This is a genomic window from Streptococcus mitis, from assembly GCF_023109515.1.
GTDB lineage: Bacteria > Bacillota > Bacilli > Lactobacillales > Streptococcaceae > Streptococcus > Streptococcus mitis_CS.
Window position 1 is genome coordinate 1 of record NZ_JALDUM010000003.1, and the last position, 23,183, is coordinate 23,183.

Here is a 23,183-nt window from a genome sequence, read left to right on the forward strand (position 1 = left end):
TAGAGTACTTGGTTTGGGACCAAGGTGTCGCAGGTTCGAATCCTGTCTTCCCGATTCATTACAGAGATACGTAAGCGTATCTTTTTTGTTTAACTAGATATTATATACATTAAGAGAGAATCAGTTTGCTTCTCTCTTTTTTGAATTTCAGTAATTCATTTTGATCGCGTATACTTTTTTGTTTCCTGTCTTGTTTAATAAATACTGTAGTTAATTATACACATTGAAATTTAATAGATTTTATAACTCTTATTAATTCTTAATAAAGTAATAGAAGAGTTTTTGTTGAACCTATAATATATGTTTCAATGTTATAAAAATTGCTGCTATTACGAGTTTAGATAAGTATTAGTTTACATTATAGTGTGAATGGGGTTTGATATTTCTTTTGAGGAGGCTGCCTTAGATTTTTCTACTTGTGTTTTATTGTATAGTGTATCTTGTTTGTTTTGAACAGAATTTTTAATGACATTTGTCATATCTCCTCATGACAGAAGCTTCTAGTGATTCTACCTTCAAAGAATTATACTAGATGTATCAAGTGGAGGAAGAAAAAATGAAACATAAAGTAATTGTCGCAATGAGTTTAGTAGCAGCAGGAGTCATGACTTATCTCATGTTCTCAGGATTGGATGAAGATTTCTATCATTTTCCTTGGGAGCTATTTGCAGGATTTGGAATGATGTCCTGGCTTATCCGAGAAGGTTTGAAATTAGTCTCAGATGTGAAAAAGGAGTTTGAAAAATGAAAAAAGCGTTTCTCTATCTTTTTATTGGACTATCACTAGTGGTATGGTTGGTAGAAATGTTTACAGGTTGGTTTGATCAAGCCTTCCTTCACCAATTCATCCGTGGTGCCTGGGGACTGGGATTTATGATTTTTATCGCCTTTCCTATGGGAAAGGAGTGGTTGAAAGGAGAATATCATGAACATGATTAAGGTAGAAAGCCTAAATAAAAACATCAAGGGCAAGGCTATTTTGAAGGATATTTCCTTTGAGATAGCTGAAGGTGAATGCGTCGCCTTGATTGGGCCCAATGGTGCTGGGAAGACCACACTCTTGGACTGTTTGCTTGGAGATAAACGGGTCACAAGCGATCAAGTATCCATCCAAGGCTTGCCAGTGACGAGTTCTCAGTTAGACTACACAAGATCCTATCTCCCTCAAGAAAATGTCATCGTTCAGAAATTAAAGGTCAAAGAGTTGATTGCTTTCTTTCAAAGTATTTATCCAAATCCCTTGAGCAACCAGGAAATCGATCAACTATTGCAGTTTGACCAGCATCAGAAAGAGCAATTCGCAGAAAAATTGTCAGGCGGGCAAAAGCGTCTCTTCTCTTTTGTCTTGACCTTGATTGGGCGACCAAAGCTTGTCTTTTTAGATGAACCAACTGCTGCCATGGATACTTCAACTCGTCAACGCTTTTGGGAAATTGTTCAGGAACTAAAAGCTAAGGGAGTTACCATTCTCTATTCCTCCCATTATATCGAAGAGGTAGAGCATACAGCGGACCGGATTTTGGTCTTGAATAAGGGAGAGTTGATTCGTGATACGACGCCTCTAGCCATGCGTAGTGAGGGAATTGAAAAGCATTTTATCCTTCCTCTAGCATACAAGGAAGTCATTGAGCAGTCTAACTTGGTTGAAAACTGGTCACAAAAACAAGATGCTCTACAAGTAGTCACACGCGAAGCGGACGCTTTCTGGGAACTATTAGTTCAGGCAGGATGTAGGATTCAAGAAATTGAAGTCAATAATCGTAGCTTGCTGGATACAATCTTTGAAGAAACACAAAAGGGAGATGACTAAGATGAAACGATGGATCGCACTAAACAAGATAGAATTTCTATTGACCAAACGACAATTAGTCTATTATCTGTTATCCGTAGGGATGCCGACAGCCTTCTATTTATTTTTTTCTGGCATGTACCAGGACACACCAGGTGGGCCCGCGAATTTTATGCGTGATTACCTCATCTCCATGACAGCCTTTTCCATGATGTCGACAGCTATGTTTTCATTCCCAGCTGTTTTACATACCGATAAAATCAACAATTGGCAGAAAACATTACGCCATACTCCAGTAAATATGGTAGAATATTATCTATCAAAGATAACAAGTATGATGGTTGATTATTTGGTCTCAATCCTGGTTGTTTTCTCAGTTGGGCACTTGGTCAGAGGTGTGGATATGTCTCTAGGAAGCTGGATTGGGGCTGCACTTTTGCTGATAGTAGGAAGTGTTGCCTTTGTAGCGCTTGGATTAACCTTGACACTCTTGCCTTCTAGTCAGCTGATGTCTGTCGTGGGTAATCTTCTCTATCTAGGCTTGGCTGTTTTAGGCGGACTCTGGATGCCCATCTCTTTATTTCCAGACTGGATGCAAGCAATCGGGAAGTGCCTACCAACTTATCAGTTGATGGAGTTGCTCAAGGCTTTCTTAAACGAGGGTGGCATCAATCTATCAGCCACAGTTTATCTACTTGTTTTTTCAGCAGTTTTGTTTGGTTTGACCATTTACCTTCAAGGTCATAAGGAGAATACTTAATGTTTGAAAGACTAAAAAGCATACACTATATGTTTTGGGCAAGTTTGATTTTTATGATTTTCCCCATCCTACCTGTAGTGACTGGGTGGCTTCCTGTCTGGCATTTATTGGTTGATATTCTATTTGTAGTGGCGTATTTGGGTGTTTTAACAACTAAGAGCCAGCGCCTATCTTGGCTATATTGGGGTCTCATGCTGACTTATGTAGTTGGGAATACTGCCTTTGTTGCTGTTAATTATATCTGGTTCTTCTTTTTCCTTTCTAACCTCTTAAGTTATCATTTTGGCGTACGTAGTTTAAAGTCTTTACATGTCTGGACTTTTCTTCTTGCTCAAGTCCTTGTTGTGGGCCAACTTTTGATTTTTCAGAGAATCGAAGTTGAGTTTCTATTCTATCTACTTGTAATTCTTGCTTTTGTCGATTTGATGACTTTTGGCTTGGTTCGGATTCGTATTGTGGAGGATTTGAAAGAAGCTCAGGCTAAGCAAAATGCCCAGATAAATCTCTTGCTTGCTGAAAATGAACGCAGTCGTATCGGTCAAGATTTGCATGATAGCTTGGGACATACCTTTGCTATGCTGAGTGTCAAGACAGATTTAGCCTTGCAGTTATTTCAGATGGAGGCTTACCCACAGGTGGAAAAGGAATTAAGAGAAATACAGCAAATTAGCAAAGAATCAATGCGTGAAGTGCGAACCATTGTGGAAAATCTTAAGTCTAGAACTTTGACATCCGAACTAGAGACTGTGAAAAAGATGTTAGAAATTGCTGGAATTGAGGTGGAAATAGCTAATCAACTAGATACAGCTAGCCTTACTCAGGAATTGGAGTCAACGGCTTCCATGATTTTGCTTGAATTAGTGACCAATATCATCAAACATGCTAAAGCGTCTAAAGTCTACTTGAAATTAGAACGGACAGAGAAAGAACTCATTCTAACAGTGAGAGATGATGGCTGTGGCTTTACTTCTATAAAGGGGGATGACCTCCATACAGTTCGAGATCGTGTTCTTCCATTTTCGGGAGAAGTAAAGGTAATTAGTCAGAAACAACCGACAGAAGTGCAGGTTCGACTACCTTATAAGGAGAGAAAGTAGATGAAAGTGTTAGTCGCAGAAGATCAAAGTATGTTGCGAGATGCTATGTGTCAATTGCTCACGCTTCAACCGGATGTGGAGTCTGTCCTTCAAGCCAAGAATGGGCAAGAAGCAATCCAACTATTAGAAAAGGAGTCTGTAGATATCGCCATCCTTGACGTAGAAATGCCTGTTAAGACAGGTCTTGAAGTTTTGGAGTGGATACGAGCAGAAAAGCTTGAAACAAAGGTGGTTGTGGTGACGACCTTCAAACGTCCTGGGTATTTTGAACGTGCGGTCAAGGCTGGAGTAGATGCTTATGTATTAAAAGAAAGAAACATTGCAGAGCTAATGCAAACCTTGCACACCGTCCTAGAGGGACGCAAGGAGTATTCGCCTGAATTGATGGAAGTGGTGATGACGCATCCCAATCCATTAACAGAACAAGAAATCGCAGTTTTAAAGGGAATTGCTCAGGGCTTATCTAACCAAGAAATTGCAGACAAACTTTATCTATCCAACGGAACAGTCCGAAACTATGTCACCAATATTCTTTCTAAATTACATGCAGGCAATCGAACAGAGGCAGCTAATATTGCGAAAGAATCTGGTTGGTTGTGATGATATAATATTTTTTGAACATTATGTCTAAAATTGATGAGATTGAATGGAACAATATTAATTTTAGGAGGGTGGGATTCCTCCTTTTTCTTTTTTAGGGAGCACTACAAAAGAGCTAAAATTAACAATAAAAAAGAAAAATATCTTGACAACCAAGGGAAAATTTTGTTACAATAATAGACGGTACTTTTTACTTTTGGTCTCTCAAGAGTGTACAGGGACGTGCTGACAAATGTTGCAAAAGTACACACAGATGATAGCTGTCACCAAGTGTATCATCACCAAAAATAAAAAAACACAGGAGAATGTAGATGCCTACAATTAACCAATTGGTTCGCAAACCGCGTAAATCAAAAGTAGAAAAATCTAAATCACCAGCTTTGAACGTTGGTTACAACAGTCATAAAAAAGTTCAAACAAACGTTTCTTCACCACAAAAACGTGGTGTTGCAACTCGTGTTGGAACAATGACACCTAAAAAACCTAACTCAGCCCTTCGTAAATTCGCTCGTGTACGTTTGAGCAACCTTATCGAAGTTACTGCCTACATCCCAGGTATCGGACACAACTTGCAAGAGCACAGCGTGGTGCTTCTTCGTGGTGGACGTGTAAAAGACCTTCCAGGGGTACGTTACCATATCGTCCGTGGTGCACTTGATACTGCAGGTGTTAACGATCGTAAACAAGGCCGTTCTAAATACGGTACTAAACGTCCAAAAGCATAAGGAAAGGGGATAAAGAGAAATGAGTCGTAAAAATAGAGCTCCAAAACGTGACGTATTGCCAGATCCGCTTTACAATTCACAACTAGTTACTCGTCTTATCAACCGCGTTATGCTTGATGGTAAACGTGGTACAGCTGCTTCAATCGTTTACGGTGCCTTTGAGCAAATCAAAGAAGCTACTGGAAACGATGCACTTGAAGTATTTGAAACAGCTATGGAAAACATCATGCCTGTACTTGAAGTACGTGCACGTCGTGTTGGTGGTTCTAACTACCAAGTCCCAGTTGAAGTTCGTCCAGAACGTCGTACAACACTTGGACTTCGTTGGTTGGTAACAATCGCTCGTCTTCGTGGTGAACACACAATGCAAGATCGTCTTGCAAAAGAAATCTTGGATGCTGCTAACAACACTGGTGCAGCAGTTAAGAAACGTGAAGACACTCACCGTATGGCTGAAGCTAACCGTGCATTCGCACACTTCCGTTGGTAAAATCATGATGCTAGGAACGGTAAGGATGCAAGGTGAAAATAGGAAACTGACGCAGTATTCGACGAATACAAGGAAGTTTATCTTTTTCACACAGCATCCCGTTCCGGCTCAAATCGGCTAATTAACTTTAGCCCGAGTTCAATTCAACTTGAAAATCTACAAGTTGAAACCAACAATAGCATGAAAACATTGAGAACGGGTAGGTCCTGCCTATCCGTTTTTATTAAAATCGTGTTATAATAGAATAGAAATCAAAAATAAATAGGAGAAACAAACCTCATGGCACGCGAATTTTCACTTGAAAAAACTCGTAATATCGGTATCATGGCTCACGTCGATGCTGGTAAAACAACAACTACTGAGCGTATTCTTTACTACACTGGTAAAATCCACAAAATCGGTGAAACTCACGAAGGTGCGTCACAAATGGACTGGATGGAGCAAGAGCAAGAGCGTGGTATCACTATCACATCTGCTGCGACAACAGCTCAATGGAACAACCACCGCGTAAACATCATCGACACACCAGGACACGTGGACTTCACAATCGAAGTACAACGTTCTCTTCGTGTATTGGATGGTGCGGTTACCGTTCTTGACTCACAATCAGGTGTTGAGCCTCAAACTGAAACAGTTTGGCGCCAAGCAACTGAGTATGGAGTTCCACGTATCGTATTTGCCAACAAAATGGACAAAATCGGTGCTGACTTCCTTTACTCTGTAAGCACACTTCACGATCGTCTTCAAGCAAATGCACACCCAATCCAATTGCCAATCGGTTCTGAAGATGACTTCCGTGGTATCATCGACTTGATCAAGATGAAAGCTGAAATCTATACTAACGACCTTGGTACAGATATCCTTGAAGAAGACATCCCAGCTGAATACCTTGACCAAGCTCAAGAATACCGTGAAAAATTGATCGAAGCAGTTGCTGAAACTGACGAAGAATTGATGATGAAATACCTCGAAGGTGAAGAAATCACTAACGAAGAATTGAAAGCTGGTATCCGTAAAGCGACTATCAACGTTGAATTCTTCCCAGTATTGTGTGGTTCTGCCTTCAAGAACAAAGGTGTTCAATTGATGCTTGATGCGGTTATTGACTACCTTCCAAGCCCACTTGACATCCCAGCAATCAAAGGTATCAACCCAGATACAGATGAAGAAGAAACTCGTCCAGCATCTGATGAAGAGCCATTTGCAGCTCTTGCCTTCAAGATCATGACAGACCCATTCGTAGGTCGTTTGACATTCTTCCGTGTATACTCAGGTGTTCTTCAATCAGGTTCATACGTATTGAACACTTCTAAAGGTAAACGTGAACGTATCGGACGTATCCTTCAAATGCACGCTAACAGCCGTCAAGAAATTGACACTGTTTACTCAGGTGATATCGCTGCTGCCGTTGGTTTGAAAGATACTACAACTGGTGACTCATTGACAGATGAAAAAGCTAAAATCATCCTTGAGTCAATCAATGTTCCAGAACCAGTTATCCAATTGATGGTTGAGCCAAAATCTAAAGCTGACCAAGATAAGATGGGTATCGCTCTTCAAAAATTGGCTGAAGAAGATCCAACATTCCGCGTTGAAACAAACGTTGAAACTGGTGAAACAGTTATCTCTGGTATGGGTGAACTTCACCTTGACGTCCTTGTTGACCGTATGCGTCGTGAGTTCAAAGTTGAGGCGAACGTAGGTGCTCCTCAAGTATCTTACCGTGAAACATTCCGTGCTTCTACTCAAGCACGTGGATTCTTCAAACGTCAGTCTGGTGGTAAAGGTCAATTCGGTGATGTATGGATTGAATTTACTCCAAACGAAGAAGGTAAAGGATTCGAATTCGAAAACGCAATCGTCGGTGGTGTGGTTCCTCGTGAATTTATCCCAGCGGTTGAAAAAGGTTTGGTAGAATCTATGGCTAACGGTGTTCTTGCAGGTTACCCAATGGTTGACGTTAAAGCTAAGCTTTACGATGGTTCATACCACGATGTCGACTCATCTGAAACTGCCTTCAAGATCGCGGCTTCACTTGCTCTTAAAGAAGCTGCTAAATCAGCACAACCAGCTATCCTTGAGCCAATGATGCTTGTAACAATCACTGTTCCAGAAGAAAACCTTGGTGATGTTATGGGTCACGTAACTGCTCGTCGTGGACGTGTAGATGGTATGGAAGCACATGGTAACAGCCAAATCGTTCGTGCTTACGTTCCACTTGCTGAAATGTTCGGTTACGCAACAGTTCTTCGTTCTGCATCTCAAGGACGTGGTACATTCATGATGGTATTTGACCACTACGAAGATGTACCTAAGTCAGTACAAGAAGAAATCATTAAGAAAAACAAAGGTGAAGACTAATCTGTCCTCGCTCTAGAAGGAAGTCACTTAGTGGCTTCCTTTTGTCTTTAGAAAATACCTCTAAATATGGTAAAATAGTAGAAGAATAATGTGAGGAAAATGAATGTCAAATAGTTTTGAAATTTTGATGAATCAACTGGGGATGCCTGCTGAAATGAGACAGGCTCCTGTTTTAGCACAGGCTGATATTGAGCGAGTTGTGGTTCATAAAATTAGTAAGGTATGGGAGTTTCATTTCGTATTTTCTAATATTTTACCGATTGAAATCTTTTTAGAATTAAAGAAAGGTTTGAGGGAAGAATTTTCTAAGACAGGCAATAAAGCTATTTTCGAAATCAAGGCTCTGTCTCAAGAATTTTCAAATCAACTCTTGCAGTCCTACTATAGAGAGGCTTTCTCTGAAGGCCTATGTGCTAGTCAAGGTTTTAAGTCCCTTTATCAAAATTTGCAAGTTCGTGCTGAAGGCAATCAACTCTTTATTGAAGGCTCTGAGGCGATTGATAAGGAGCATTTTAAGAAAAATCACCTTCCTAATTTAGCGAAACAACTTGAAAAGTTTGGTTTTCCAGCTTTTACTTGTCAAGTAGAGAAAAATGATGTGCTGACTCAAGAGCAAGAAGAGGCCTTTCATGCTGAAAATGAGCAGATTGTTCAAGCGGCCAATGAGGAAGCGCTCCGTGCTATGGAACAACTAGAACAGATGGCACCTCCTCCAGCGGAAGAGAAACCATCCTTTGATTTTCAAGCGAAAAAAGCTGCAGCTAAACCCAAGCTAGATAAGGCAGAGATTACTCCTATGATCGAAGTGACGACGGAGGAAAATCGTTTGGTATTTGAAGGGGTTGTTTTTGATGTGGAGCAAAAAGTGACCAGAACAGGGCGTGTTTTGATCAACTTTAAAATGACGGACTACACTTCAAGTTTTTCGATGCAAAAGTGGGTTAAGAATGAGGAAGAGGCTCAGAAATTTGACCTAATCAAGAAAAATTCTTGGCTCCGAGTGCGTGGGAATGTGGAGATGAATAACTTCACACGCGATTTGACTATGAACGTGCAGGATGTGCAGGAAGTTGTTCACTATGAGCGGAAGGATTTAATGCCAGAAGGAGAACGGCGGGTTGAGTTTCATGCTCATACTAACATGTCGACCATGGATGCACTACCCGAGGTAGAAGAGATCGTTGCGACAGCTGCTAAGTGGGGACACAAGGCGGTTGCCATCACGGACCATGGAAATGTTCAGTCCTTCCCACACGGCTATAAGGCGGCTAAGAAAGCAGGAATCCAGCTGATCTATGGTATGGAAGCCAATATCGTGGAGGATCGTGTCCCTATCGTCTACAACGAAGTGGAGATGGACTTGTCGGAAGCGACCTACGTGGTCTTTGACGTGGAAACGACGGGGCTTTCAGCTATCTATAATGATTTGATTCAGGTTGCAGCTTCTAAGATGTACAAGGGGAATGTCATTGCTGAATTTGATGAATTTATCAATCCTGGGCATCCCTTGTCAGCTTTTACTACTGAGTTGACTGGAATTACAGATGATCATGTCAAAAATGCCAAGCCACTGGAACAAGTTTTGCAAGAATTCCAAGAATTTTGTAAGGATACGGTCCTAGTCGCCCACAATGCCACCTTTGACGTTGGCTTTATGAATGCCAACTATGAACGTCATGGTCTGCCAAAGATTAGTCAGCCAGTTATTGATACGCTCGAGTTTGCTAGAAATCTCTATCCTGAGTATAAACGTCATGGTTTGGGGCCTTTGACCAAGCGTTTTGGTGTGGCTTTGGAACATCACCACATGGCCAATTACGATGCGGAAGCTACTGGTCGTCTGCTTTTCATCTTTATCAAAGAGGTAGCAGAAAAACATGGTGTGACGGATTTAGCTAGACTCAATATTGATTTGGTTAGTCCAGATTCTTATAAAAAAGCTCGAATCAAGCATGCGACCATTTATGTCAAGAATCAGGTAGGTCTAAAAAATATCTTTAAGTTGGTTTCTTTGTCCAATACCAAATACTTTGAAGGGGTGCCACGAATTCCGAGAACGGTTCTAGATGCCCATCGGGAGGGCTTGATTTTAGGCTCAGCCTGTGCAGAAGGTGAAGTTTTTGATGCAGTCGTTTCCCAGGGCGTGGATGCGGCGGTTGAGGTGGCCAAGTATTATGACTTTATCGAGGTCATGCCACCAGCTATCTATGCTCCCTTGATTGCCAAGGAGCAGGTTAAGGATATGGAAGAACTCCAGACCATTATCAAAAGTTTGATAGAGGTTGGAGAACGCCTTGGTAAGCCCGTTTTGGCTACGGGAAATGTCCACTATATCGAACCAGAAGAAGAAATTTACCGTGAAATTATTGTCCGTAGTTTGGGACAGGGAGCTATGGTTAACCGAACTATCGGTCATGGGGAACATGCCCAACCAGCTCCTCTTCCGAAGGCTCATTTTCGAACAACCAATGAGATGTTGGATGAATTTGCCTTCTTGGGAGAGGAATTAGCTCGGAAATTGGTTATTGAAAACACCAATGCCTTGGCAGATATCTTTGAACCTGTTGAGGTTGTTAAGGGGGACTTGTATACGCCTTTCATCGACAAGGCTGAAGAAACAGTTGCCGAGTTGACCTATAAGAAGGCCTTTGAGATTTATGGAAATCCGCTGCCAGATATTGTCGATTTGCGGATTGAAAAAGAATTGACTTCCATTCTGGGGAATGGATTTGCCGTGATTTATCTGGCATCGCAGATGCTGGTGCTACGTTCCAATGAACGGGGCTACTTGGTTGGTTCTCGTGGGTCTGTAGGATCTAGTTTTGTTGCGACCATGATTGGTATTACAGAGGTCAATCCTCTCTCTCCTCACTATGTCTGTGGTCAATGTCAATACAGTGAGTTTATCACCGATGGTTCGTACGGTTCAGGATTTGATATGCCTAATAAGGACTGCCCAAAGTGTGGTCACAAACTCAGCAAAAATGGGCAGGATATTCCGTTTGAAACCTTCCTTGGTTTTGATGGAGACAAGGTTCCTGATATTGACTTGAACTTCTCGGGAGAAGATCAACCTAGCGCCCATTTGGATGTGCGTGATATCTTTGGTGAGGAATATGCCTTCCGTGCGGGAACGGTTGGTACGGTAGCTGCCAAGACTGCCTATGGATTTGTCAAGGGTTATGAGCGGGACTATGGAAAGTTTTACCGTGATGCAGAGGTAGAACGCCTCGCTCAAGGAGCGGCGGGTGTCAAGCGGACAACAGGTCAACACCCGGGGGGAATTGTTGTTATTCCGAACTACATGGATGTCTACGATTTTACTCCTGTTCAGTATCCAGCAGATGACGTGACGGCTGAATGGCAGACCACTCACTTTAACTTCCACGATATCGATGAGAATGTCCTCAAACTTGATGTACTGGGGCATGATGATCCGACCATGATTCGGAAACTTCAGGATTTGTCGGGTATTGATCCCAATGAAATCCCTATGGATGACGAAGGTGTAATGGCCCTCTTTTCTGGGACTGATGTGCTAGGTGTGACTCCTGAACAGATCGGAACTCCGACAGGCATGCTGGGGATTCCAGAGTTTGGAACAAATTTTGTACGTGGAATGGTAGATGAGACCCATCCGACGACTTTTGCAGAATTGCTTCAGTTGTCAGGGTTGTCCCACGGTACCGACGTTTGGCTGGGCAATGCTCAAGATCTGATTAAGCAAGGAATAGCAGACCTATCGACTGTTATCGGTTGTCGGGACGACATCATGGTTTACCTCATGCATGCTGGCCTCGAGCCTAAGATGGCCTTTACTATCATGGAACGGGTACGTAAGGGCTTGTGGCTCAAGATTTCCGAAGAGGAGCGAAATGGCTATATCGAAGCTATGAAGGCCAACAATGTTCCTGAGTGGTATATCGAATCTTGTGGAAAAATCAAGTACATGTTCCCTAAAGCCCATGCGGCAGCCTACGTTATGATGGCCTTGCGTGTAGCTTACTTCAAGGTTCATCATCCCATTTATTACTACTGTGCTTATTTCTCAATCCGTGCTAAGGCTTTTGATATCAAGACCATGGGGGCGGGCTTGGAGGCTATCAAGCGCAGAATGGAAGAAATCTCTGAAAAACGGAAGAACAATGAAGCCTCTAATGTGGAGATCGATCTCTATACAACTCTTGAGATTGTCAATGAGATGTGGGAGCGTGGTTTCAAGTTTGGAAAACTCGATCTCTACCGTAGTCAGGCGACAGAGTTCCTTATCGATGGGGATACCCTCATCCCGCCATTTGTAGCAATGGATGGTCTGGGAGAGAACGTTGCCAAGCAATTGGTGCGAGCACGTGAAGAGGGAGAATTCCTCTCTAAAACAGAGTTACGCAAACGTGGCGGACTCTCATCAACCTTGGTTGAAAAGATGGATGAGATGGGGATTCTGGGCAATATGCCAGAGGATAACCAGTTGAGTTTGTTTGATGAGTTGTTTTAAAAAATTGCTTATTTTGATCAAGTGGATAAAACATGTCCACTTGATTTGTTATAATTCTCTTAAAAATAATAGAAAAGAGAATATAATATGGTGGATCAAGGAATTTTAAATTCTAATGTGTCAATTGAAGAGCAAATTTACAATTTTGAAAAAGGCTTGAAAGATGATGGGAGTGATTGGATTGGATTCCCACAAATAGACTTAAAAGAAGATTCTCAATGTATTTACATTTGCGGTATTTCAGAGACTGACAGATGGCATTTGTTTTATACGTTAACTAAAATAAAACCTGCTACTCCAATAGCATCACTTGGATATTATCGAGTGAGAGATAATTTGATTTTTTCTAAACATAGTCAATGGATAAAACTGCAAATGGAGCATACAGAGTATGACTTGATTTTTCTGGAGGGAGTTCAACTTTTGGGAGAGGCTGATCAAAGGGTACAGGAATACTGGATGCAGCAATTCAAAGAGAATAAGAAAAGAGGTAGACTCTTCATTGTATATTCAGACTGCTTACCCGAAGACTTAAAAAATATGGCTGAATCCGTAGTTGAGTTCTTCGAATCTGGCATAGTGGTACAGTTGAAATCATCTAAGGGCTAGTTTATTTTGCTTTAATCGTTTTGAATATAAAGTGCTAGTTAGACTATAGAAGTGATAATAATGTACTGGAAATAGTATTGTTTGAATAATATGTAGAAGGACTGGAAATGAATGATCAAGAGAGACTGCTAACGATTTTTTTACGTTTACAGTTTGGGACTCCGTTAGGAAAAAAGCAACTGGCTCAGGAATTTGAGGTTAGTGAAAAGACGATACAGAGAGATTTTTCGCTACTCCGTGATATTTTATCTAGTCACACCAGTTATAGTGGAGATTTGCTTTATAACCGTAAAACGAATAAGTATTGTTTAGCAAGTAAGTCAGTTTTTAATAAAAAGGATATTCTCGTTATTTCAAAGATTTTATTGGAAAATCGAGCACTGAATAGACCAGAAATTGCTAGTTTACTACATAATTTACTGGTCTTAGTTCCCCGTGATGATCGGAAAGAAATCGAGCAGATTATTGGAAGTGAAAAGCTGAACTATGCTCCCTTAACGGATCAACAAAATAGAATAGAGAAAATTTGGAATTTATCAGAAGCTATTTTGCATGAACAGGTTCTAGATATTATCTATCAAAAACCTTATTCTGAGTCTTCTAAGAGGCAGACTGTTTTGCCAGTCTCTCTTTATTATGATAGTCATTATTTCTATCTAGTTGTCTACCAGTTGAAACATGCTACTTATATTACTTTAAGAGTAGACCGTATCGAGTCATGGTCTCTTAGTGATATAGAGAAACCCTCTATTTCTTATCGAGATAAATTTAGAGATGGCGACATTCGTAACGAGAGAGTAGATGCTTTTATCGGGAAGAAAATCAGTATTGAAATCGAGTATTTGTACGATCCGACGATTGTGATGGATCAATTTCCAAATGCAAAAACAGTTGGGAAAAATGGCGACTGGACTCATTTTAAGTTTGAGAGTCAGCATACACCGGGGCTTAAACGCTGGTTGTTGGGGCAAGGGGAAGCAGTTACTGTTTTGTCTCCTCGGATTTTAGTGGAGGATATGAAGCAAATAGTTCAAGAAATGCTAGATAAATATAATAGATGAGGATAAAATGACTATTCAATTTACTTCTAAAAAGGTTGGAGAACTATTGAAAGAAGAGGGTTTGCGGATTCCTTCTTATCAAAGGCCATATAAATGGAACAGAAAACATATCCGTAATCTTTTTTATGATTTACGAGATGCTATGGGGAAAAAGGAATATCAGATTGGTTCCGTTATCTTACAAGAAAATGATGGATATGATATTGTCGATGGACAGCAACGGCTAATTTCAATTTCCTTGTTTCTTCATTTATTAGATGATTTAGAGAATTATAAGGGTGCTAAGCAACTGCTGAGTGCTGCTGTATTTGGGGAGCTATCTTGCTATCATGCGAGTGAAAATTATAATGAGTGGGAAAATTTGACTCAATTGGTTGGCGAAAATCAGGCAAAAGATATTTGCAATTTTTTATTGGAAAATTGTTCTGTCTCCGTGATTACTATGCCACAGGAACGATTATCAGAGGCCTTTCAGCTATTTGATTCTCAGAATAATCGTGGGAAATCTTTAGAACCTCATGATTTGCTTAAAGCCTATCATCTTCGCAAGCAAGATTCAGAAGATGAAAAAATTGTTGAAAAATGGGAGCAATTTGTAGAAGATAAAGATTTAAGTCTCAAGGAGTTATTTGATAAACATCTTTTCCGTATGAGACGTTGGTCGCGAGGAGAGACAGGATTAACAAACAAGCGTTATGGATCTTATCTCCGTTTTACAGAGGATTTTATTGACGATTTTAAAGGCGTTGATTTGAATCAGAACTTTCCATATCTAGAATTGTATCGTCATATTGAAAATCTCCCCATGTCCATTACTATGCCAATCATTGATGGAAGTAAATTTTTTGAGTATATTGAATCTGCTTATGAAACTATTAAAGAACATAAAGATTTTTTAAATGAAGAGTTAGGATTTTCTGATGAACCTGAAGGGGAAGAAAAAAATCTAGCTTACCCAGAAGGTATGTCAAACATTTACAATAGCTCAAAAGGACGCTACCTCAAGTGTCACAATATATTCTTAAATATTTGTTCACTTTTTGCAGAGAGATTTGGAAAAGATGAGCTATCAAAGGAGATAGTAGAGACCTTGTTTATTTGGTCTTATTACCCTCGAGTTAAGTCTAAAGCTATATATGATGCAACGGTAGGGAAATACGCCGCTGGTGGAAGTTTTAGACAAAAAGAGGCTCAAAAGCTATTTCAACTTTTATCCCATGCGGTCACTCCGAATGATTTTATGGTCAAAATAGATAGAGAGCTATTTGAAAATTATACTGTGGACAAGATTATAGAAGAGGAAAAAGATAAATGGTAGAAACACAGATAAGCTTATCAGTTAATCGTTTGTTAAATGAAGATACCTATGCTATCCCTCTTTATCAGAGAAATTTTGCTTGGACTTATGATGAAATTGAGCAGTTACTGAATGACGTAGCAGATGCTTTTCAAGAAAATAGAGACAATTACTATATTGGAACATTAGTCGTTAATAAAGAGAATGACCTTTTCAAAATCATAGATGGGCAACAACGAACAACCGCCCTTAATTTGATTGCCTTAGCTTTAAAGAATGAGTTTGGTTTTGATAGATTGAAAGCTGTCAAGCTTACCTTCCCAGCTAGAAAGAAATCAAACGAGAATATTCAAGATTTATTTGCCAAGAAAAAAATTGTAGAGGGCGATGAAAATGAGCTGACTAGAGGTTACGGACATGCTAAAGATGCATTGAAAAAAGTGCTAGAGGAGCGCCGTCTTGATCCTCAGTCTTTCGTTGATTATCTTTTTGATTATGTCATCATTTTTCGGAGTATACTTCCTGAAGATTTAGATTTGAATCTTTATTTCGAACGTTTCAACTCTCGAGGCGAACAACTAGAGTCTCATGAGATTCTCAAGGCACAAATGATGTCTAAGTTCGGTACAGATCAAGAAATGGCACAAAAATTTGCGAGAATTTGGGATGCCTGTGCAGAATTTGATAAGCCGGTCATCAACGCATTTACAAAAAAAGCAAAGAAAAAGCATCATGATGGAGAAAGAGAAAAAATCTTTCCTTTGAATTGGATTAAAGGAAATAATTATCAGAATAGCTTTCTTTTAAATATTGATAAGTCCTTAAGTCAAATAGAAGTTCAGTCAACTAATAAGAAATCTCTATTGTCTAGTATAGAAAATAAAGAATCTACAAGAGTTAAAGTAATATCAGATACGAATGAAGTGGAAAAATACAGAACGATTATAAACTTTGAAACATTTTTATATTTCGTTTATTATATAACATTTGGTAATGTATCTCCTTCTGATATACAGCTAGATGACAAGAAATTATTAGAAACATTTGAAAATATAACTAGTGTTAATACAGGTATAGAGGATGTTACATTATTCATTAGGAATTTATTGAAATTAAAATTTATATTTGATAATTTGATCGTACGAATGTCACAAGAGACTAATAATAGAAGACAAGAGAATGATTGGTTTCTGCAGAAAGTTTATCGGAATGATTATAATAATAAAACTAGAGGAGATTTATTTGTTCAATATTATTATGATAAAAATTCTTTTGAAAAGTTCAATGATGATATTTTAATGCTTCAATCCATGTTTGCTGTGACCTTTACTGCCAATCGAGATAGTCGTTGGTTATATGAAATCTTGCAATTCTTGTTTAACCATATTGAAGAGTTAAATCAAACAGAATTTGCTAGTCTCTTTAAGGATTTTCTTGAAAAAATGGCAGTGAGATATGCTGAGGAAAGATTGTTTACCGAAGATAAAAGTATCAAAAAATATTGGGAAATTCCTGTTTATGCTTTTAACTTTGTAGATTATGTTTTATGGAAAAATCGTGAAGAATTGAAGAAAGATTACGATATTGAGTTTAAAGATTTTAAATTTGCTTATCGTCGCTCCATAGAGCATTGGTATCCTCAGAATCCAAATGGACAGGATGGAGAAAGCCAATTACCTGCCGAGTTTTTACATTCCTTTGGTAATCTTTGTATCATTACCGATAGTCAGAATTCTAAGTTCGGTAATTCGTATCCGGAGTCTAAACTAGCACAATGGAAGAGAGAAGATATCTTTAAGCGTCAGAGTTTGAAATTACAGATGATGGCAGAAATAACTTCTAAAAACAATAGATGGGATATTGGTGAGATTCAATCTTTGGAAAAAGAAGTGGAAAGATATGTACACGACTTTTGTTTTAGTTAATTAAAACAAGCTTTATTAGGCTTGTTTTTAAATTTATATCATATGTGATATACTAGTAAGGGAGGATATTTCATGAAACTAAGAATTTTTGCGGAAGATAAGCCGGCTGAGAAGGTGTTTGAGTATCAATTGGAACTTGCTGATCAGACAATTCTTCTATCAACAGCACTTTTGTCTGGTGCCATTGCTTTGGCAGGATTATTTTCTGCTTTGAAAGAAAAATAAAAATAGAAAAGGACAAATAAAATGGTTTTACCAAATTTTAAAGAAAATCTAGAAAAATATGCGAAATTGTTGGTTGCGAATGGAATTAACGTGCAGCCTGGTCACACTTTAGCTCTTTCTATCGATGTGGAGCAACGCGAGTTGGCTCATTTAATCGTGAAAGAAGCTTATGACTTGGGTGCGCATGAGGTTATCGTTCAGTGGACAGATGATGTCATCAACCGTGAGAAATTCCTACATGCACCGATGGAACGTTTGAACAATGTGCCAGAATATAAGATTGCTGAGATGAACTATCTCTTGGAGAATAAGGCTAGCCGTCTCGGTGTCCGTTCTTCTGATCCAGGTGCCTTGAACGGTGTGGATGCTGACAAGCTATCAGCTTCTGCTAAAGCTATGGGACTTGCCATGAAGTCAATGCGTATCGCAACTCAATCCAACAAGGTTAGCTGGACGGTAGCAGCTGCTGCTGGACTTGAATGGGCTAAGAAAGTCTTTCCAAATGCTGCGAGTGATGAAGAAGCAGTTGATCTCCTTTGGGACCAAATCTTCAAAACTTGCCGTGTCTACGAAGCAGATCCTGTTAAGGCTTGGGAAGAGCATGCAGCTATCCTCAAGAGCAAGGCCGATATGCTTAATAAAGAGCAATTTTCAGCCCTTCACTACACAGCGCCAGGGACCGATTTGACCCTTGGTTTGCCGAAGAACCACGTTTGGGAATCAGCTGGTGCTATCAATGCACAGGGAGAAGGATTCTTGCCAAATATGCCGACAGAGGAAGTCTTCACAGCACCTGACTTCCGTCGTGCAGATGGTTATGTAACCTCTACAAAACCACTTAGCTATAACGGAAACATTATTGAAGGTATTAAGGTAACCTTTAAGGATGGACAAATTGTGGATATCACTGCTGAGAAGGGTGATCAGGTCATGAAAGACCTTGTCTTTGAAAATATGGGTGCGCGTGCCTTGGGTGAATGTGCCTTGGTACCAGATCCAAGCCCAATTTCTCAGTCAGGCATTACCTTCTTTAACACCCTTTTCGATGAAAATGCGTCAAATCACTTGGCTATCGGTGCAGCTTATGCGACTAGCGTAGTTGGTGGAGCGGAGATGAGCGAAGAGGAGCTTGAAGCTGCGGGGCTTAACCGTTCAGATGTTCACGTGGACTTTATGATTGGGTCTAGTCAAATGGATATCGATGGTATCCGTGAGGATGGGACACGTGTACCACTCTTCCGTAACGGAGATTGGGCAAATTAAGGAGATAATATGTTAGGAAGTATGTTCGTTGGTCTCCTAGTGGGATTTTTAGCAGGTACTCTGACCAATCGTGGAGAACACATGGGATGTTTTGGAAAAATGTTTCTCGGATGGATTGGTGCCTTTATAGGCCATTTGCTTTTTGGGACTTGGGGACCGATAATAGCAGGAACTGCCATTATTCCGGCAGTACTAGGTTCCATGATTGTTTTAGCTATTTTTTGGAGACGAGGAAGTTAATTTCCTAAATCTGATACTCAATGAAAATCAAAGAGCAAACTAGGAAACTAGCCGCAGGTTGCTCAAATCACTGCTTTGAGGTTGTAGATAGAACTAACGAAGTCAGCTCAAAACACTGTTTTGAGGTTGCAGATAGAACTGACGAAGTCAGTAACATATATACGGCAAGGCGACGTTGACGCGGTTTGAAGAGATTTTTGAAGAGTATGAAACGAAAAGGAGGTTGGTCATTGAGACAGCCTCCTTTTGAGTGTGATATAATAGTTCTATGAGATTGGATAAATTTTTAGTTGCCTGCGCTGTAGGGAGTCGGACAGAGGTCAAAAACATGCTCAAGTCTGGGCGCGTGACGGTAAATGGTAAAAAAGAAAAGTCAGCTAAATTGCAGATTGATGAAGAAAGAGATGAGATTCGCTTTGATGGGCAAGTGTTGGAGTATGAAGAGTTTGTCTACTACATGATGAACAAGCCCAAAGGAGTTATCTCAGCGACTGAGGATCCCAAGCACAGAACCGTTCTGGACTTGCTGGATGATATTGCTCGGAGCAAGGAAGTTTTCCCAGTAGGACGCTTGGATATTGACACGCATGGTCTTTTACTCTTGACCAATGACGGCAAGCTTGCCCATGCTCTTCTTTCACCCAAGCGTCATGTGGATAAGACGTATCTGGCTCAGGTCAAGGGAATTATGACCCAAGAAGATGCGGAGACATTTGCCAAGGGAATTCCTCTTAAAGACTTTACTTGTCAGCCTGCTAGACTGGAGCTTGTGTCTGTAGATACAAAAAAGAATCAAAGCCAAATCCGTGTGACCATTGCAGAAGGGAAGTTTCATCAGATCAAGCGTATGGTGGGCTACTGTGGCAAGGAAGTAGTAGACTTGCAACGTTTGACTATGGGAACTCTAGTATTGGATGAGAACTTGCAGCGAGGAGAATGGCGTCGCTTGACCAAGGAAGAATTAGAGGTTCTCCGTGCTAGTATTGCTTAATTTGGTTTATATTTGAAAAAGGCGAGGGAGAATGTCCTCGCCTTTTATGTTTTTCAGTTGCTTCCTTTGTGAAAAGAGTTATAATAGACTGTAGAATAAAAGGAGGAATCTATGAACGCGATTCAAGAATCATTTACTGATAAATTATTTGCCAACTATGAAGCAAATGTAAAATACCAAGCGATTGAAAATGCTGCCAGCCATAACGGAATTTTTGCAGCCCTAGAACGTCGCCAAAGCCATGTAGACAACACACCTGTTTTCTCATTGGATTTGACCAAGGACAAGGTAACCAACCAGAAAGCGTCTGGTCGTTGCTGGATGTTTGCGGCTCTCAACACCTTCCGCCACAAACTCATTTCACAATACAAATTGGAAAACTTTGAGTTGTCACAGGCCCACACCTTCTTCTGGGACAAGTATGAGAAATCCAACTGGTTCTTGGAGCAAGTCATTGCGACTGCAGACCAAGACTTGACCAGCCGTAAGGTTAAATTCCTACTTCAAACTCCACAACAAGATGGCGGTCAGTGGGATATGGTGGTGTCTCTCTTTGAGAAATACGGTGTCGTTCCTAAGTCGGTTTACCCTGAATCTGTTTCATCTAGCAGTAGTCGTGAGCTAAATGCCATTCTCAACAAATTGCTTCGTCAAGATGCTCAAATCTTGCGTGACTTGCTCGCTTCTGGTGCAGACCAAGCGACTGTTCAAGCTAAGAAAGAAGACCTCTTGCAAGAAATCTTTAATTTTCTTGCTATGTCCCTAGGCCTTCCACCACGTAAATTTGACTTTGCTTATCGTGATAAGGATAACAACTACCAAAGCGAAAAGGGTATCACGCCACAAGAATTTTACAAGAAATATGTCAATCTTCCTCTAGAAGATTACGTTTCTGTTATCAACGCCCCAACTGCTGACAAGCCTTACGGTAAATCTTACACAGTTGAGATGTTAGGAAATGTTGTTGGTAGCCGTGCAGTTCGTTACATCAACGTACCGATGGAGCGCTTGAAAGAATTGGCGATTGCCCAAATGCAAACAGGTGAGACTGTTTGGTTTGGTTCTGATGTCGGTCAGCTCAGCAACCGCAAAGCTGGAATCCTTGCAACAGATGTTTATGACTTTGAATCAAGTATGGACATTAAACTCACTCAAGACAAGGCTGGACGTTTGGACTACAGCGAAAGTTTAATGACCCACGCTATGGTCTTGACAGGTGTGGATTTGGATGAAAATGGTAAGTCAACCAAGTGGAAGGTTGAAAACTCTTGGGGAGATAAGGTAGGTACAGATGGTTACTTTGTTGCCTCTGACGCTTGGATGGACGAATACACTTACCAAATCGTTGTTCGCAAAGAATTGCTGACAGCCGAAGAACAGGCTGCCTATGAAGCAGAACCAATTGTTCTTGCACCATGGGATCCAATGGGTGCCTTGGCCGAATAAAAGTATAGAAAAAAGGAATCAGATTTTAGAACCTGATTCCTTTTAAGTTGCTTGATTACATGATGTGAAGAACATGTGCCACAATACCCACTGCGAAGAGTGCAAGGATAATAGTGATTGGAGATACTTTTTTCTTAAGCAAGTACATGCAAAGGAAAGTAAGGAGTAGTCCTGATAGTCCAGGAATCAACATATCCAAGTTTTGTTGGAAAGTAGTAACTTTTTCAGATGTTTGAGATAATCCTTGTCCTACTTGTGCGAATGCTTCTTGGATACCTTTAGATCCTTCTGGCAATTTATCCCAATGGATATAAGCCTTTTCATCTAGTTGAACTTTGGCAACATCGAAAGCAAATTTAATATTTACCCAACGTTGAACAAGGACAGCAAGAATGAACATACCAAGGATAGAAGCACCTTTAGTGATGTCTTGGAGGATACCGCCAGACATGTCTTTAGTGATTTCTGATCCAGCCTTGTATCCAATCTCTTGTGTATACCACAAGAATGACATACGAATCAAGTTCCAAAGAACGAAGAAGAGGATTGGACCTAAGATATTACCAGTAAGGGCAAGTGAAGCACCGAGTGATCCAAGGATTGGGCGTACTGTAAACCAGAATACTGGGTCACCGATACCAGCAAGAGGCCCCATCATACCGATTTTAACCCCTTGGATAGCAGCGTCATCGATTTCAACACCGTTAGCACGTTCTTCTTCAAGTGCAAGAGTAACCCCCATGATTGGAGCGGCTACGTATGGGTGAGTGTTGAAGAACTCAAGATGGCGTTCAAGAGCAGCGATTTGATCTTCTTTCTTAGTGTAGAGTTTTTTAAGAGCTGGAATTAATGAGTAAGCCCAACCCAAGTTTTGCATACGTTCATAGTTCCAAGAACCTTGTAAGAAAGTTGAACGCCACCAAACTTTTTTACGATCTGATTTAGTTAATTGAAGTTTTTCAGTCATGATGTTTTCAGTCCTTTCTTATCTTAGTAGTCTTCTAGGATATCGCCGATTGGGTCGTTAGAAGTTGCGGCTCCTCCGCCACCATTTCCACCAGTTTTAGAAAGGTGAAGGTAGATAAGAGCGATAGCAACACCGATAGCACCAAATCCGATTAGAGTAATATCTGACACGGCAGCAAGCACGAAACCGATAGCGAAGAATGGCCATACTTCACGAGTTGCCATCATGTTGATAACCATAGCGTAACCAACGGCAACGACCATACCACCACCGATAGCCATACCATCTTTGAGCCAATCAGGCATAGCATTTAGAATGCTTTGTACTGTTTCAGTTGGTACCATTAGAAGGAGTGCTGCTGGGACTGCAATACGAAGACCTTGAAGAAGAAGTGCGACAAAGTGAGCACGTTCAACTGCTTTGAAGTCACCTTTTTTAGCAGAAGCATCAGCAGTGTGAACCAATCCGACAGAGAGTGTACGGACAATCATAGTCAAGAATAGACCAGCAACTGCAAGAGGGATAGCAACCGCTTGGGCAACACCGATACCTGTCTTAGTAAAGTCGCCACCAAGAACCATGATAATGGCAGCAGCAACAGAAGCAAGAGCAGCGTCAGGAGCTACGGCAGCTCCGATGTTAGCCCAACCAAGGGCGATCATTTGAAGAGAACCACCAAGGATAATCCCTGCTTCAAGGTTACCAGTAACAAGACCGATAAGGGTACAAGCTACGATTGGTTGATGGAATTGGAACTGGTCGAGGATACCTTCAAGACCTGCTAGGAAGGCTACAACGACTACTAAAACCATAGAAATAATAGACATCTTTAAAATCCTTTC

General features: G+C 40.5%; 22 protein-coding genes. 19 read left to right on the forward strand and 3 right to left on the reverse strand.

The genetic code is table 11. From position 1 onward, the window contains the following. Positions 1–353 precede the first annotated feature (353 nt). Positions 354–479: a hypothetical protein gene (locus M1G05_RS10025; RefSeq protein ID WP_260467300.1), complete on the reverse strand. Its 126-nt coding sequence runs from the start codon at positions 477–479 to the stop codon at positions 354–356. Between the two features lie 77 nt (positions 480–556). Here M1G05_RS10025 and M1G05_RS07525 point away from each other — a divergent pair, with 77 nt between their 5' ends. The 19 genes from M1G05_RS07525 (at position 557) to pepC (ending at position 21,374) form a co-directional block, all read left to right on the forward strand. Beyond that, positions 557–748, forward strand: coding sequence for a hypothetical protein (locus M1G05_RS07525; RefSeq protein WP_012972435.1), 192 nt, complete (start codon positions 557–559; stop codon positions 746–748). After that, on the forward strand, positions 745–939 hold the full coding sequence (locus tag M1G05_RS07530) for a hypothetical protein (protein WP_000708869.1): 195 nt from the start codon (positions 745–747) through the stop codon (positions 937–939). Before M1G05_RS07525 ends, M1G05_RS07530 begins: the two co-directional genes overlap by 4 nt. Continuing rightward, entirely contained in the window at positions 926–1,810 is an 885-nt protein-coding gene (locus M1G05_RS07535; protein WP_045612719.1) for an ABC transporter ATP-binding protein, read from the forward strand. Before M1G05_RS07530 ends, M1G05_RS07535 begins: the two co-directional genes overlap by 14 nt. Position 1,811: 1 nt before the next feature. Beyond that, the gene (locus tag M1G05_RS07540; RefSeq protein ID WP_125454664.1) at positions 1,812–2,549 is read left to right on the forward strand and encodes an ABC transporter permease; all 738 of its coding nucleotides are present in this window, start codon (positions 1,812–1,814) and stop codon (positions 2,547–2,549) included. Then, entirely contained in the window at positions 2,549–3,646 is a 1,098-nt protein-coding gene (locus tag M1G05_RS07545) for a sensor histidine kinase (protein ID WP_247953458.1), read from the forward strand. Before M1G05_RS07540 ends, M1G05_RS07545 begins: the two co-directional genes overlap by 1 nt. Beyond that, positions 3,647–4,246: a response regulator transcription factor gene (locus M1G05_RS07550; protein WP_125454662.1), complete on the forward strand. Its 600-nt coding sequence runs from the start codon at positions 3,647–3,649 to the stop codon at positions 4,244–4,246. Positions 4,247–4,557: 311 nt separating this feature from the next. Continuing rightward, a complete protein-coding gene (rpsL, locus tag M1G05_RS07555) occupies positions 4,558–4,971 on the forward strand; it encodes a 30S ribosomal protein S12 (RefSeq protein ID WP_001142332.1) in 414 nt (137 codons plus the stop codon). 19 nt (positions 4,972–4,990) lie between these two features. After that, positions 4,991–5,461 (forward strand): 30S ribosomal protein S7, encoded by a 471-nt coding sequence (gene rpsG / locus M1G05_RS07560; protein WP_000087873.1) that lies wholly within the window; start codon positions 4,991–4,993, stop codon positions 5,459–5,461. Between the two features lie 279 nt (positions 5,462–5,740). After that, entirely contained in the window at positions 5,741–7,822 is a 2,082-nt protein-coding gene (fusA, locus tag M1G05_RS07565; protein ID WP_000090348.1) for an elongation factor G, read from the forward strand. Between the two features lie 103 nt (positions 7,823–7,925). After that, entirely contained in the window at positions 7,926–12,317 is a 4,392-nt protein-coding gene (locus M1G05_RS07570) for a PolC-type DNA polymerase III (RefSeq protein ID WP_247953459.1), read from the forward strand. Positions 12,318–12,404: 87 nt separating this feature from the next. Beyond that, positions 12,405–12,926 carry a DnaA ATPase domain-containing protein gene (locus M1G05_RS07575; RefSeq protein WP_084887416.1) on the forward strand — a complete coding sequence of 174 codons (522 nt, stop codon included), beginning with the start codon at positions 12,405–12,407 and terminating at the stop codon, positions 12,924–12,926. A 107-nt stretch (positions 12,927–13,033) separates the two neighbouring features. Next, positions 13,034–13,987, forward strand: a complete 954-nt coding sequence (locus M1G05_RS07580) for a helix-turn-helix transcriptional regulator (protein ID WP_247953460.1) — start codon at positions 13,034–13,036, stop codon at positions 13,985–13,987. A gap of 7 nt (positions 13,988–13,994) precedes the next feature. Continuing rightward, a complete protein-coding gene (locus tag M1G05_RS07585; protein ID WP_247953461.1) occupies positions 13,995–15,305 on the forward strand; it encodes a DUF262 domain-containing protein in 1,311 nt (436 codons plus the stop codon). Further along, the gene (locus M1G05_RS07590) at positions 15,299–17,209 is read left to right on the forward strand and encodes a DUF262 domain-containing protein (RefSeq protein ID WP_084887422.1); all 1,911 of its coding nucleotides are present in this window, start codon (positions 15,299–15,301) and stop codon (positions 17,207–17,209) included. Before M1G05_RS07585 ends, M1G05_RS07590 begins: the two co-directional genes overlap by 7 nt. Before the next feature lie 72 nt (positions 17,210–17,281). Further along, complete coding sequence (locus M1G05_RS07595) at positions 17,282–17,434, forward strand: hypothetical protein (RefSeq protein ID WP_000776626.1); 153 nt, start codon at positions 17,282–17,284, stop codon at positions 17,432–17,434. A gap of 21 nt (positions 17,435–17,455) precedes the next feature. Further along, entirely contained in the window at positions 17,456–18,697 is a 1,242-nt protein-coding gene (locus M1G05_RS07600; RefSeq protein ID WP_247953462.1) for an aminopeptidase, read from the forward strand. Between the two features lie 9 nt (positions 18,698–18,706). Beyond that, entirely contained in the window at positions 18,707–18,937 is a 231-nt protein-coding gene (locus tag M1G05_RS07605) for a GlsB/YeaQ/YmgE family stress response membrane protein (RefSeq protein ID WP_000901569.1), read from the forward strand. Between the two features lie 268 nt (positions 18,938–19,205). Continuing rightward, positions 19,206–19,928, forward strand: coding sequence for a pseudouridine synthase (locus tag M1G05_RS07610; RefSeq protein WP_247953463.1), 723 nt, complete (start codon positions 19,206–19,208; stop codon positions 19,926–19,928). Between the two features lie 111 nt (positions 19,929–20,039). Beyond that, complete coding sequence (gene pepC / locus M1G05_RS07615; RefSeq protein ID WP_247953464.1) at positions 20,040–21,374, forward strand: C1 family peptidase; 1,335 nt, start codon at positions 20,040–20,042, stop codon at positions 21,372–21,374. Between the two features lie 55 nt (positions 21,375–21,429). On the opposite strand, the gene M1G05_RS07620 is transcribed toward pepC, so the two are convergent. Next, on the reverse strand, positions 21,430–22,341 hold the full coding sequence (locus M1G05_RS07620) for a PTS system mannose/fructose/sorbose family transporter subunit IID (protein ID WP_000136865.1): 912 nt from the start codon (positions 22,339–22,341) through the stop codon (positions 21,430–21,432). Positions 22,342–22,364: 23 nt separating this feature from the next. Next, positions 22,365–23,168: a PTS mannose/fructose/sorbose transporter subunit IIC gene (locus M1G05_RS07625; RefSeq protein WP_000022716.1), complete on the reverse strand. Its 804-nt coding sequence runs from the start codon at positions 23,166–23,168 to the stop codon at positions 22,365–22,367. Positions 23,169–23,183: the final 15 nt, after the last annotated feature.

Coding starts and splice junctions, on each gene's coding strand:
- M1G05_RS10025 (WP_260467300.1), bottom strand. CDS start 479: ATGACAAATGTCATTAAAAATTCTGTTCAAAACAAACAAGATACACTA.
- M1G05_RS07525 (WP_012972435.1), top strand. CDS start 557: ATGAAACATAAAGTAATTGTCGCAATGAGTTTAGTAGCAGCAGGAGTC.
- M1G05_RS07530 (WP_000708869.1), top strand. CDS start 745: ATGAAAAAAGCGTTTCTCTATCTTTTTATTGGACTATCACTAGTGGTA.
- M1G05_RS07535 (WP_045612719.1), top strand. CDS start 926: ATGAACATGATTAAGGTAGAAAGCCTAAATAAAAACATCAAGGGCAAG.
- M1G05_RS07540 (WP_125454664.1), top strand. CDS start 1,812: ATGAAACGATGGATCGCACTAAACAAGATAGAATTTCTATTGACCAAA.
- M1G05_RS07545 (WP_247953458.1), top strand. CDS start 2,549: ATGTTTGAAAGACTAAAAAGCATACACTATATGTTTTGGGCAAGTTTG.
- M1G05_RS07550 (WP_125454662.1), top strand. CDS start 3,647: ATGAAAGTGTTAGTCGCAGAAGATCAAAGTATGTTGCGAGATGCTATG.
- rpsL (WP_001142332.1), top strand. CDS start 4,558: ATGCCTACAATTAACCAATTGGTTCGCAAACCGCGTAAATCAAAAGTA.
- rpsG (WP_000087873.1), top strand. CDS start 4,991: ATGAGTCGTAAAAATAGAGCTCCAAAACGTGACGTATTGCCAGATCCG.
- fusA (WP_000090348.1), top strand. CDS start 5,741: ATGGCACGCGAATTTTCACTTGAAAAAACTCGTAATATCGGTATCATG.
- M1G05_RS07570 (WP_247953459.1), top strand. CDS start 7,926: ATGTCAAATAGTTTTGAAATTTTGATGAATCAACTGGGGATGCCTGCT.
- M1G05_RS07575 (WP_084887416.1), top strand. CDS start 12,405: ATGGTGGATCAAGGAATTTTAAATTCTAATGTGTCAATTGAAGAGCAA.
- M1G05_RS07580 (WP_247953460.1), top strand. CDS start 13,034: ATGAATGATCAAGAGAGACTGCTAACGATTTTTTTACGTTTACAGTTT.
- M1G05_RS07585 (WP_247953461.1), top strand. CDS start 13,995: ATGACTATTCAATTTACTTCTAAAAAGGTTGGAGAACTATTGAAAGAA.
- M1G05_RS07590 (WP_084887422.1), top strand. CDS start 15,299: ATGGTAGAAACACAGATAAGCTTATCAGTTAATCGTTTGTTAAATGAA.
- M1G05_RS07595 (WP_000776626.1), top strand. CDS start 17,282: ATGAAACTAAGAATTTTTGCGGAAGATAAGCCGGCTGAGAAGGTGTTT.
- M1G05_RS07600 (WP_247953462.1), top strand. CDS start 17,456: ATGGTTTTACCAAATTTTAAAGAAAATCTAGAAAAATATGCGAAATTG.
- M1G05_RS07605 (WP_000901569.1), top strand. CDS start 18,707: ATGTTAGGAAGTATGTTCGTTGGTCTCCTAGTGGGATTTTTAGCAGGT.
- M1G05_RS07610 (WP_247953463.1), top strand. CDS start 19,206: ATGAGATTGGATAAATTTTTAGTTGCCTGCGCTGTAGGGAGTCGGACA.
- pepC (WP_247953464.1), top strand. CDS start 20,040: ATGAACGCGATTCAAGAATCATTTACTGATAAATTATTTGCCAACTAT.
- M1G05_RS07620 (WP_000136865.1), bottom strand. CDS start 22,341: ATGACTGAAAAACTTCAATTAACTAAATCAGATCGTAAAAAAGTTTGG.
- M1G05_RS07625 (WP_000022716.1), bottom strand. CDS start 23,168: ATGTCTATTATTTCTATGGTTTTAGTAGTCGTTGTAGCCTTCCTAGCA.